Consider the following 11284-nt stretch of genomic DNA (forward strand, 5'->3'; position numbering starts at 1 on the left):
CCCCACCGGAGGTGTTCGTTCCGTTGCCGAAGACATGGCCGGTGACTGACGAGTCGGGGTCCATCTCGTGGACTTGTGGGCGCCGGGGGGTCGTGGCGGGCGATCATGGCGGCATGCCAGTTGTCGACATTCCCGGTTCCAAGTCCATCACCGCGCGCGCCCTCTTCCTGGCGGCGGCGGCCGACGGAGTCACCACCCTCGTACGGCCGCTGCGGTCGGACGACACCGAGGGCTTCGCCGAGGGGCTGGTGAGCCTCGGCTACCGGGTCGGACGGACCCCCGACAGCTGGCAGGTGGACGGCCGCCCGCAGGGCCCCGCGGCCGCCGAGGCGGACGTCTACTGCCGGGACGGCGCCACGACCGCCCGCTTCCTGCCGACGCTGGCCGCCGCCGGCCACGGCACCTACCGCTTCGACGCCTCCGAGCAGATGCGCCGCCGCCCGCTGCTGCCGCTCACCCGCGCCTTGCGCGACCTGGGCGTGGACCTGCGCCACGAGGGGCGCGAGGGCCACCACCCCCTGACCGTCGCGGCGAAGGGCGTGGTCGGCGGCGAGGTCACGCTGGACGCCGTTCAGTCCTCCCAGTACCTCACCGCCCTGCTGCTGCTCGGCCCGCTCACCGAGCAGGGCCTGCGCATCCATGTCACCGACCTGGTCTCGGTGCCGTACGTCGAGATCACCCTCGCGATGATGCGGGCCTTCGGGGTGGAAGTGACCCGCGAGGGCTCAGACTTCGTGGTCCCGCCGGGCGGCTACCGGGCCACCACCTACGCCATCGAACCGGACGCCTCCACCGCCAGCTACTTCTTCGCCGCCGCGGCCCTCACCGGCGGCGAGGTGACCGTGCCGGGCCTGGGCCGGGGCGCGCTCCAGGGCGACCTGGGCTTCGTCGAGGTGCTGCGCCGGATGGGCGCGGACGTGCGGATCGGCGCCGACTGCACCACGGTCCGCGGCACGGGCGAACTGCGCGGCCTCACCGTCAACATGCGGGACATCTCCGACACCATGCCCACCCTCGCCGCCATCGCCCCCTTCGCCTCGGGCCCGGTGCGCATCGAGGACGTCGCCAACACCCGGGTGAAGGAGTGCGACCGCCTGGACGCCTGCGCGGAGAACCTCCGCCGGCTGGGCGTCCGCGTGGAGACGGGGCCCGACTGGATCGAGATCCACCCGGGAGCCGTGGAAGGCGCCGGGATCACGACCTACGGCGACCACCGCATCGTCATGTCCTTCGCGGTGACCGGCCTGCGTGTGCCGGGTATTTCGTTCGACGACCCCGGCTGCGTACGCAAGACTTTCCCCGGTTTCCACGAGGAGTTCGGGGCGCTGCGCGCGCGGCTGTGAGGGGCGACGGGTGAGTTTCGAGCTGGCAGGGCCGGTTCTGGAGGGCGCGCTGGTGCGCCTGGAGCCGCTGGAGAGACGGCATGCGCCCGGCCTGGCCGCGGCGGCCGAGGAGAACCGCGACTCGTACGCGTTCACCTGGGTGCCCACGGCCGCCGAGACCGACGCCTACATCGACGCCCAACTCGCCCGCGCCGCCACCGGGATGCTCGCGCCCTACGCCCAGATCTCCCAGGAGACCGGACGCGTGGTCGGCGCCACCTCCTACTGGGAGCCGCGCTCCTGGCGCTCCCCGGACCACCTGGACGCCATCGAGGTCGGCTTCACCTGGCTCGCCGCCTCCGCGCAGTGCACCGGCGTGAACACCGAGGCGAAACTCCTGCTGTTCCGGCACGCCTTCGAGGAGTGGGAGGTGTCCCGCGTCGACCTCAAGACCGACGCCCGCAACAGCCGTTCACGCGCCGCGATCGAGCGCACCGGCGCCCGCTTCGAGGGCGTCCTGCGCAACTGGTCCCGCTCCTGGGCCCCGGGCGAGGAAGGCCGGCTGCGCGACTCCGCGATCTACTCGATCACGGCCGAGGAATGGCCCCGGCGCCGCGCCCATTTGGAGAAACGCCTGTCCGAGCCGCGCTGAGCGGTTCTTCCGGTACGGCCATGAAGACACCGGCGCCAGGGCGGTGCCCGTGGGTGGCTAACAGGGCCTCGCTCACCCCCGTTTGCCGCCCGCCCGGAGTTCCGGGGTGCTCGTGGCGACGTAGGCCACGGCCAGGACGCAGAGGACGCCGCCGGTGATCAGGGCGGTCGCTCCGGAGGACCAGCCGGCCACCAGGCCGCCGCGCAGGTTGCCCAGGTGCGGTCCCGCCTGGCCCACTATCTGCTCGGCCGCCGTCACCCGGCCCAGCAGGGCGTCCGGCGTACGGGTCTGCACGATCGTCGTCCGGGACAGGACCGACACGGAGTCCGCCGCCCCCGCCACCACCAGCAGCCCGAGCCCCGCCCAGGCGCTGCTGGTCAACCCGAACAGAGCGAGCGCCGCGCCCCAGACCGCGGCCCCGCAGAGCATGACCGCGCCGGGCCGGGCCAGCCGGGTCAGCCGGCCGGACAGGGCCGTGGCGGTCACCCCGCCGACGGCGACGGCGGACAGGAACAGGCCCAGGGTGCGCGGACTGCCGCCGAAGCGCTCCTCATTGATCAGTGGGAACAGGCTCATCGGCATCGCCAGCACGGTCGCCGCGAGGTCGGTGATCAGCGCCCCGCGCACCACCCGGTGGCCGCCCAGGAAACGCAGTCCGTCCAGCACGCCGTGCAGCCCCGCCCGCGACGGCTCGCCCTCGGGCGGCAGCCCGGGCAGGCCGAAGGCGCCGTAGAAGGACAGGCCGAAGCTGAGGGCGTCGATCAGGTAGCAGACGCCGATGCCGAACCAGCCCAGGAACAGCCCGCCGAGCGCCGGGCCGAGCAGCATCATCGCCTGGGCGGTGACCTGGTTGAGGGCGAGGCCCGCCGCCACCTGGTCCTCGGGCAGCAGCCTCGGCACGAACACACCCGCCGCCGGTCCGCCGACCGCGCCGAAGCAGGAACCGGCCGCGACCAGGGCCAGGATGCCCGGCACCGGCACGTTCCCGGTGAAGCCCTGCACCGCCAGCAGCAGCGAGCACACCGCCTGCCCCACGGTCGCGACCAGGAAGATCCGGCGCCGGTCCCCGCGGTCCGCCCAGGACCCGGCGAACAGCCCGACGACCACCAGCGGCAGCGCCTGCGCGAGCCCCACCGCTCCGCTCCACATCGCGCTGTGCGTCATGTCCCACACCTGGAACATGACCGTCACCACGGTCATGAAGCTGCCCAGGACGGACGCCGTGCGTCCGATCAGCAGCCGCCGGAAGACGGGGGAGGTGCGCAGGGGCCGTACGTCGAGGAGGGTACGGGCGAGGCTCATGAGGGCATGGCGGAGCGCGGCTGCGCGGGCGGGGTCATGCCCGGGACGCTAACCGGAGGCTCGCGCCCCCGGCCAACGAATTACGCGGAGTCGTTGAGCAGCCGGGCCAGGTGGTCGTGCCCGGCGCCGAGCAGGTCCTCGAGCGGTGCCGCCCCCTCGTACCAGCGCTTCTCGTACTCCCAGCACAGCCAGCCGTCCCAGCCGTGCCGGGAGAGCACCTCGACGCACTCGGCCAGCGGCAGCACCCCGGCGCCCAGCGGCAGCGGGGTGAGGTCCTCGGCGGACGCGATGTCCTTGACCTGGACGTAGCCGAGATGCGGGGCGAGCGCGGCGTACGACTCCGCGGGCTGCTCGCTGCCCAGCCAGGTGTGCATCACGTCCCACAGCGCACCCGCGTGCCGGTGCCCGACCAGGCCCAGCACCCGGATGGCGTCGGCGCCGGTGCGGTGCGAGTCGTGCGTCTCCAGCAGGATCCGTACGCCGACGTCGGCGGCGTACTCGGCGGCGGTGCCGAGCCTGCGGGCGGCCGTCGCGTCGGCGTCCTCGGCGCTCTGCGACTCCTCGGCGCCGGGGAAGACGCGGACGAAACCGGAGCCCAGGTCGCGGGCGAGGTCGAGCAGGCCGTACAGCTCCTGGATCACCGGTTCGTCGGGGCCGGGGGCGGCCACCCGGACGTACCCGGCGATGCCGACGACCTCGATGCCGGCCGCCTTGCACGCGGCCGCCGCCGCGACGCGCTCCTCGGGCCCGAGCCCGGGATGCACCGGTTCCTCGGGATGCGCGCGCAACTCGACGCCGTGATAGCCGTGCGCGGACGCGAGCCGCAGCACATCGGCGAGCGGAAGACCGGGGACACCGAGAGTGGAGAACGCCAGCTTCATGCTCGCGACTCTACGCGCCACCCCGACCGCCGGTCAGCGCGGGCACCAGTCAGCGGTGCGGGTCGCGCCGTCACTGCTGGGCGTCCGTCAGGTTCAGGCGCCAGTCCTGGCCCGTGAGGTGCTTGCCGAAGGAGCGGTGGGGTTTTTCCGCCGTCAGGACGAAGCCGTGGCGCTGATAGAGGCGGCGGGCGGCGGCGAGGACGTCGTTGGTCCACAGCACCAGGTCCCGGTAGCCGACCCCGCGCGCGAAGTCGACGACCGCGCCGATCAGCCGGTCCCCGGCACCGAGGCCGCGGGCGTCCGGTTCGACCAGGAGCAGGCGGAGCCGGGCGGTGGCCGGCGCCTCGTCCCGTACGCACATCACGCACCCGACCGGACGCCCGTCCAGCTCGGCGATCCACACCCGCTCCAGGTGCGGGTCGTGGTCCTCGGCGAAGTCCGCGACGATCCGCGCGACCAGCCCCTCGTAGTCGGTGTTCCAGCCGAACTCCGCTGCGTACAGCGCGGCGTTGCGCTGCACGATCCAGCCGAGGTCGCCCGCGACCGGTTCGCGCAGCACGATGTCCTCGCCGCGCGGCGGGCGGCCCGCGGAGAGGATCTCGCGGATCGTGCGCATCGCCTCGGCGAGCCGGGCCCGGTCGGCGGCCGGCACCGCCGACAGCAGCGAACCGACGGCCTGGTCCGACCGCTCGGCGAGCAGGGCGGCGGTCTCCCGCCCCTGGGCGGTGAGCGTGATCCGGCGGCGCCGGGGATCCTGCGCGGAGGGTGCCCGCTCGACCAGACCGTCCTGCTCGAACCGGGTCAGGATCCGGCTCAGGTACCCCGAGTCCAGGGACAGTTCGCCGCGCAGGTCGGCGGCGTCGGTCCGCGGGGAGTGCGCGAGCTCGTACAGCACGCGGGCCTCGGTGAGGGTGTACGGGGCGTGCAGATGGCGGCGGTGGTCGAGGGCGCCGATGACGTTCGTGTAGAAGCGGTTGAAGGCGCGGATGTCCTGGACGGTCATGCTCGGCCCGCTCTCCCCTGCGCGACGCAGATGTCTGAACGCGGATCTCTGACTCAGTCAGAGATGTCTACGGGTCGAGACTAAAACCCCCGCGCCCTCCCGGCTACCCCTCGCCGGGGCGGACCCCGGAAGGCATCGCCCCGGCCGGGATCTCCGACCAGGCGGGCAGGAACCGCTCCCGGTAGTGGGCGTCGAGCCGGGCCCGCACCTGCTCCGGGTCGAGGTCGTCGTAGGAGAAGGTGAGCCCGCCGGAGCCGCCGGTCAGCAGGTCCAGCGAGTCCTCGCGGGCGTTGAAGGCGATCCCGAGCCCGCCGATCGACCCGTACTCGGCGGGGAACCACAGCTCGATCTCCTGCCAGAAGCCGACCCGTGAGGCCACCGCCGAGCCGGGCGTGCCCTTCTTCAGCTCGGCCTCGTCGAAGCGGAACCCGAGGTCGGCGTAGGCCTGGAGGACGACGTCCTGCGGCGCGAGGGCGTGCACGGAGAACTCGTCGAAGTCGCCCCGGTCCACGGAGTTGTCGATCGCCAGCTCCGTCCGTACGGCCACCCGGGCGCCCTTGAGCCTGCGCCCGCCGAGGACATGGGTCAGCGGCATCTCCCAGGGCAGCTCGAAGTCGACGTCCCTGACGCGTTCCTTGCCCGCGGCGAGGGCGAACGGCCCCTCCTCGGTCCAGCTGAGGATCACCCCCGGGTTCGCCCACCCGGTCTCGTCCGGCTCGCTGTCCTCGAACCGTCCGACGACGTCCAGTTTCAGCCGCTCGACGAGCACGTCGGCGCCGCCGCGCAGGGTGACCACAACGGTCAGCTTCTCCCCGGGCCGCACCGCCTCCCGGTCCAGCACAGTCTCCACCTGCGGCGCGTTGATCCCGAGCGCACTGAGAAATGTACGGAACGCCATCCTGTGACCCCTCCCCTGAATGATCTGTCCCGCGCACTGCAGGCAGCGGAACCGGCCATTCGGTAGATGATCACTGACCTCAGTTCCGCGGCACGCCCGAAGCCCCCCGACCTCAGTTCCGCGGCACCCCCGTCGACCCCCGGACCATCAGTTCGCCCCTGATCGTGGCGATGCCCCCGGGCGGCTCCTCCTCGCGGCCCATCGCGATCCGCCCGGCCCGCGCCCCCGCCTCCGACAGCGGCAGGCGCACCGTCGTCAGGGAGGGCACCGCGTCGATGCTGAACGGCAGGTCGTCGAAGCCGGCGACGGAGACGTCCTCCGGGATCCGCAGCCCCGACTCCCGCACGGCCGCGCAGGCGCCGAGCGCGACGGAGTCGTTCGCGGCGACCACCGCCGTCAGGGTCGGGTCGCGGCGCAGGAGCTCCAGCGTGGCCTCGTAACCGGAGCGGCGGTCGTAGCGGCCGTGGACGGTCCGGCGGGGGTCGTCCTCGATGCCGTGCGCCTCCAGCGCGGCCCGGTGTCCCTCCAGGCGGTGCCGGGTCGTGGTGCGCTCCTCGGGGCCCGCGATGTAACCGAGGCGGCGGTGGCCGAGGCCGATCAGATGCTCGGTGAGTTCCCGGCCGCCCCCGCGGTTCTCGAAGGTCAGCGCGATCGCCCCGGTGTCCGGCGCCGGCGGCCGCCCGCACAGCACCACCCGGGTGCCCGCCTCCGCCAGCTTGCGCAGCTTGGTCGAGACCGCCGCCACGTGGGGGGCGTTCTCCACGGCCCCGCCGGTCAGCACCACGGCCGCCGCCCGCTGCCGCTGGAGCAGGGTCAGATAGGTCAGTTCGCGCTCCGGTGAGCCCCCGGTGTTGCAGACCACGGCCAGCCGCTCGCCGCCGGCGCGCCCGCCGGGGCCGCCGATCTCCGCCTGGATCGCGCTTGCCATGATCCCGAAGAAGGGGTCGGCGATGTCGTTGACGAGGATGCCGACCAGGTCGGACGTGGCGGCGGCCAGCGCGCTCGCCGGACCGTTCAGCACGTAGTCCAGCTCGTCCACGGCGCGCAGCACCCGCTCCCGGGTGGACGCGGCGACGGGGTAGTTCCCGTTCAGCACGCGCGACACCGTCGCGGGGGAGACCTGCGCGCGGGCCGCCACGTCCGCCAGGGTCACCGTCATCTCGTCGTCCTCCGGTCGCGCATCTCTCGTACCGCCTCGTACGTCGTACGTGCTCCTAGACAGGCCCCCGGCGCATACGGTTCCGGGGCCGCCGACCAGACCATACGGCCGGGCACCCGGTTGGTTCGCCCCTCGAACGACTCATCCCCATCACGGTCTTGTACAGACCACTGGTCAGAGGCTAGCTTCAGTCCATATAGAAAGCGCTTGCTGCGCCGGTGGGGCGTCAGCGGACGAAGGGAATGACGTGACACGCAAAACGGTGCGTATCGCCATGAACGGCGTGACCGGGCGTATGGGCTACCGCCAGCACCTCGTCCGCTCCGTCCTCGCCCTGCGCGAACAGGGCGGCCTCGACCTCGGCGACGGCACCGTGCTGTGGCCGGAGCCGGTCCTGGTGGGCCGCCGCGAGCACGCGCTCAGGACGCTGGCCGACCGCCACGGCCTGGAGCACATCTCCACGGACCTCGACGCGGTCCTCGCCGACCCGGCCGTGGACATCTACTTCGACGCCCAGGTCACCTCCGCCCGTGAGGAGGCGATCAGGAAGGCGATCGCCGCGGGCAAGCACATCTACACCGAGAAGCCCACCGCCACCGGTCTCGAGGGCGCCCTGGAACTGGCCCGGCTGGCCCGCGCGAAGGGCATCAAGCACGGCGTGGTCCAGGACAAGCTCTTCCTCCCGGGCCTGCTCAAGCTCAAGCGCCTCATCGACGGCGGCTTCTTCGGCCGGATCCTGTCCGTGCGCGGCGAGTTCGGCTACTGGGTCTTCGAGGGCGACTGGCAGTCCGCCCAGCGCCCCTCCTGGAACTACCGCGCGGAGGACGGCGGCGGCATCGTCGTCGACATGTTCCCGCACTGGGAGTACGTGCTGCACGAGCTGTTCGGCCGGGTGAAGTCCGTCCAGGCGCTCACCGCCACCCACATCCCGCAGCGCTGGGACGAGAACGGCAAGCCCTACGACGCCACCGCCGACGACGCCGCCTACGGCATCTTCGAGCTCGACGGCGGTGCCGTCGCCCAGATCAACTCCTCCTGGGCGGTGCGGGTCAACCGCGACGAACTGGTGGAGTTCCAGGTCGACGGCACGGAGGGCTCGGCGGTCGCGGGGCTGCGCACCTGCCGCGCACAGCACCGCTCGGCCACCCCCAAGCCCGTCTGGAACCCCGACATCCCGGCCACCGAGGTCTTCCGCGACCAGTGGCAGGAGGTGCCGGACAACGCCGAGTTCGACAACGGCTTCAAGGCGCAGTGGGAGCTCTTCCTGCGGCACGTCTACGCCGACGCCCCCTACCACTGGGACCTCCTGGCCGGCGCCCGCGGCGTCCAGCTCGCCGAACTGGGCCTGAAGTCCTCGGCCGAGGGCCGCCGCCTCGACGTACCGGAGATCGCGCTGTGACCATCCGACTCCCGGACTCCCACGGGTCCTTGAGGACGTACGAGCCCCGGCGGGAGCCCGTCGCCGTCACCCCGGGCGCGGCCTTCACCTCTCGTACGGTGTTCTCCGCGGCCCATGTCGTCGCCGATCCGTTCGCCGACGTCAGCCCCGACTCGCCGGCCGCCGTCGACTGGGACGCCACGCTCGCCTTCCGCCGGCATCTGTGGTCCCACGGGCTCGGTGTCGCCGAGGCCATGGACACCGCGCAGCGCGGGATGGGCCTGGACTGGGTGGGCGCGGCGGAGCTGATCCGGCGCAGCGCGGCCGAGGCCCGCGCGGCCGGCGGACGCATCGCCTGCGGGGTCGGCACCGACCAGCTCGCCGCGGGCACCCTCGAAGAGGTCCGCGCCGCCTACGAGGAACAGCTCGCCGTGGTCGAGGAGTCAGGCGCGCAGACGATCCTCATGGCGTCCCGGGCGCTGGCGGCCGCCGCCCGCGGCCCCGAGGACTACCTGGAGGTCTACGGCCATCTCCTGCGCCAGTCCGCAGAACCCGTGATCCTGCACTGGCTCGGCCCCATGTTCGACCCGGCGCTGGAGGGCTACTGGGGCTCCGCGGACCTGGACGCGGCCACCGACACCTTCCTGGAGGTCATCGCCGCCCACCCCGACAAGGTCGACGGCATCAAGGTCTCCCTGCTGGACGCGCAGCGCGAGATCGACCTGCGCCGGCGGCTCCCGCACGGCGTGCGCTGCTACACCGGCGACGACTTCAACTACCCGGAGCTGATCGCCGGGGACGAGAAGGGCTTCAGCCACGCCCTGCTCGGCATCTTCGATCCGCTGGGCCCGCTGGCGGCGGAGGCGGTCCGGGTGCTGGACACGGGGGATGCCAAGGGCTTCCGGGAACTCCTCGACCCGACCGTCGAGCTGTCCCGCCACCTCTTCCAGCCGCCGACCCGCTTCTACAAGACCGGCGTGGTTTTCCTGGCCTGGCTCGCGGGCCACCAGGATCACTTCACGATGGTCGGCGGCCTGCAGTCGGCCCGCTCGCTCCCGCACCTCGCCCGCGCCTACGAACTCGCCGACGGCCGGGGCCTGTTCCCGGACCCGGAACGTGCCGAGGAACGGATGCGGAACCTGTTGTCGACGTACGGGGTGAACCAGTGACGGACCTGGCGCGTTTCTCCATCAACCAGATGACGGTCAAGCAGCTGTCGATGCCGGAACTGGTCGAGACGTGCGGACAGTTGGGCGTCGTCAACGTCGGCCTGTGGCGGGAGCCCGTCCAGGCGTACGGCCTGGAGGCGACGGCCAAGGCGGTCCGGGACGCGGGGCTGACGGTCACCACCCTGTGCCGCGGCGGGTTCCTCACCGCGATCGACGCGCCGGAGCGGGCCAGGGCGCTGGACGACAACCGGCGGGCCGTCGAGGAGGCGGCCACCCTGGGCACGGACACCCTCGTCCTGGTCTCGGGCGGTCTCCCGGCGGGCTCGAAGGACCTGCGCGGCGCGCGGGAGCGGATCGCCGACGCGCTGGCGGTCCTGGGCCCGTACGCCGAGGACCACGGGGTACGGCTGGCCATCGAACCGCTGCACCCGATGTACGCCGCCGACCGCTGCGTGGTCTCCACCCTCGCCCAGGCCCTGGACCTCGCCGAACGCTTCCCCGCCCACCAGGTCGGCGTCACGGTGGACACGTACCACATCTGGTGGGACGACGACGCGCCCGCGCAGATCGCCCGGGCGGGCGCGGGCGGGCGGATCCACACCTTCCAGCTCGCCGACTGGACCACGCCGCTGCCCGAGGGCGTGCTCACCGGCCGCGGGCAGATCGGCGACGGCTCGATCGACATGCGGGAGTGGCAGGGGTACGTGGAGGCCGCCGGCTACACCGGCGCCATCGAGGTGGAGCTCTTCAACGACGGACTGTGGGCGCGGGACGGCCGGGAGGTGCTGGCGGAGACCGCGGCGCGCTTCGTGGCGCACACGGGTTAGCACACGCGGGCGCGGGGAGCCCGCCCGGTGGGCAGGCCCCGCGCTTCCGCCGCCCTGATCACCTGTCTCAGGCGAATCTCATCTTCTGGGTGAGCAGCGCGTCGGCCGTCGCGGTGCGCGCGTAGAGCACCCAGCGTCCGGCGGATCCGCTCCACCGGAGCCGACCGTACGGCGGCCAGCTCCTCGGCGAGGGCCGGGTCCGGGCCGGGCGGCGCCGGGTTGAGGAAATCGGGGACATAGCCGTCGGCCGGTACCAGCTCGGCGAGCCGTTCCAGACCCGCCGCCGCCACCCGCGGACGTACCTGTTCGACCCACGGGCGATGCGCCGGGTGCGGGCGCCCCGCGCGGAGCAGCCGGAAGCTCGTCGCGACCTCCCACAGCGGCGAGACGGCGAACCGCAGACGCGCCAAGTCCCCGTCGGGTAAATCGAGTTCGGCCTCCATGACCACGACCCCCCACCGGATTCGGCCACGGCTGAAACACTGGCGGCGAGCTCAGCGGCGGAGCGATCCTTTCCGGCAGGACTTGGCGAGAAGGCGAGAGGGATCGAGCGTGCCGGAGGGGTCCCGCGGGCGGGCCTGACCCGCCCCTGCCGGGTGTGGCCGAACCGCTTTACCACCTGCGCACCGTTATGGGACGCTCGGAGCCCTTGGGGGCGGGAGCGGGGATGCGGCAGACGGTCGCTGAGGTCGG

The 11284-nt window shown here is 72.9% G+C and carries 11 protein-coding genes; 5 read left to right on the forward strand and 6 right to left on the reverse strand.

From position 1 onward, the window contains the following. Nucleotides 1–113 precede the first annotated feature (113 nt). On the forward strand, nt 114–1343 hold the full coding sequence (gene aroA / locus ACFYW5_RS06880) for a 3-phosphoshikimate 1-carboxyvinyltransferase (RefSeq protein ID WP_389415890.1): 1230 nt from the start codon (nt 114–116) through the stop codon (nt 1341–1343). 10 nt (nt 1344–1353) lie between these two features. Continuing rightward, on the forward strand, nt 1354–1974 hold the full coding sequence (locus ACFYW5_RS06885; RefSeq protein WP_389415891.1) for a GNAT family N-acetyltransferase: 621 nt from the start codon (nt 1354–1356) through the stop codon (nt 1972–1974). 72 nt (nt 1975–2046) lie between these two features. Here ACFYW5_RS06885 and ACFYW5_RS06890 read toward each other — a convergent pair whose 3' ends face one another. From ACFYW5_RS06890 to ACFYW5_RS06910, 5 genes are all read right to left on the reverse strand, one after another. After that, entirely contained in the window at nt 2047–3276 is a 1230-nt protein-coding gene (locus tag ACFYW5_RS06890; protein ID WP_389415892.1) for an MFS transporter, read from the reverse strand. An 80-nt stretch (nt 3277–3356) separates the two neighbouring features. Beyond that, complete coding sequence (locus tag ACFYW5_RS06895) at nt 3357–4157, reverse strand: sugar phosphate isomerase/epimerase family protein (protein ID WP_389415893.1); 801 nt, start codon at nt 4155–4157, stop codon at nt 3357–3359. A gap of 70 nt (nt 4158–4227) precedes the next feature. Further along, nucleotides 4228–5160, reverse strand: coding sequence for a GNAT family N-acetyltransferase (locus tag ACFYW5_RS06900; protein WP_389415894.1), 933 nt, complete (start codon nt 5158–5160; stop codon nt 4228–4230). Between the two features lie 103 nt (nt 5161–5263). Beyond that, nucleotides 5264–6058 carry a sporulation protein gene (locus tag ACFYW5_RS06905; RefSeq protein ID WP_389415895.1) on the reverse strand — a complete coding sequence of 265 codons (795 nt, stop codon included), beginning with the start codon at nt 6056–6058 and terminating at the stop codon, nt 5264–5266. Nucleotides 6059–6170: 112 nt separating this feature from the next. Next, on the reverse strand, nt 6171–7217 hold the full coding sequence (locus ACFYW5_RS06910; RefSeq protein ID WP_389415896.1) for a LacI family DNA-binding transcriptional regulator: 1047 nt from the start codon (nt 7215–7217) through the stop codon (nt 6171–6173). Nucleotides 7218–7464: 247 nt separating this feature from the next. On the opposite strand from ACFYW5_RS06910, the gene ACFYW5_RS06915 reads away from it, so the two are divergent. Genes ACFYW5_RS06915 through ACFYW5_RS06925 form a run of 3 tightly spaced genes read left to right on the forward strand, consistent with a single transcriptional unit; the run spans nt 7465 to nt 10591 of the window. Further along, complete coding sequence (locus tag ACFYW5_RS06915; RefSeq protein ID WP_389415897.1) at nt 7465–8616, forward strand: Gfo/Idh/MocA family protein; 1152 nt, start codon at nt 7465–7467, stop codon at nt 8614–8616. After that, nucleotides 8613–9764, forward strand: a complete 1152-nt coding sequence (locus ACFYW5_RS06920) for a dihydrodipicolinate synthase family protein (RefSeq protein ID WP_389415898.1) — start codon at nt 8613–8615, stop codon at nt 9762–9764. The genes ACFYW5_RS06915 and ACFYW5_RS06920 overlap by 4 nt, the downstream gene beginning before the upstream one ends. Continuing rightward, complete coding sequence (locus ACFYW5_RS06925) at nt 9761–10591, forward strand: sugar phosphate isomerase/epimerase family protein (protein ID WP_389415899.1); 831 nt, start codon at nt 9761–9763, stop codon at nt 10589–10591. The genes ACFYW5_RS06920 and ACFYW5_RS06925 overlap by 4 nt, the downstream gene beginning before the upstream one ends. Here the strand turns inward: ACFYW5_RS06925 and ACFYW5_RS06930 are convergent. After that, nucleotides 10588–11034 carry a DUF5937 family protein gene (locus ACFYW5_RS06930; RefSeq protein WP_389415900.1) on the reverse strand — a complete coding sequence of 149 codons (447 nt, stop codon included), beginning with the start codon at nt 11032–11034 and terminating at the stop codon, nt 10588–10590. The two genes, ACFYW5_RS06925 and ACFYW5_RS06930, sit on opposite strands and share 4 nt — an antisense overlap. Between the last annotated feature and the right edge of the window lie 250 nt (nt 11035–11284).

It is taken from the genome of Streptomyces sp. NPDC002779, assembly GCF_042888685.1.
Classification (GTDB): Bacteria; Actinomycetota; Actinomycetes; order Streptomycetales; family Streptomycetaceae; genus Streptomyces.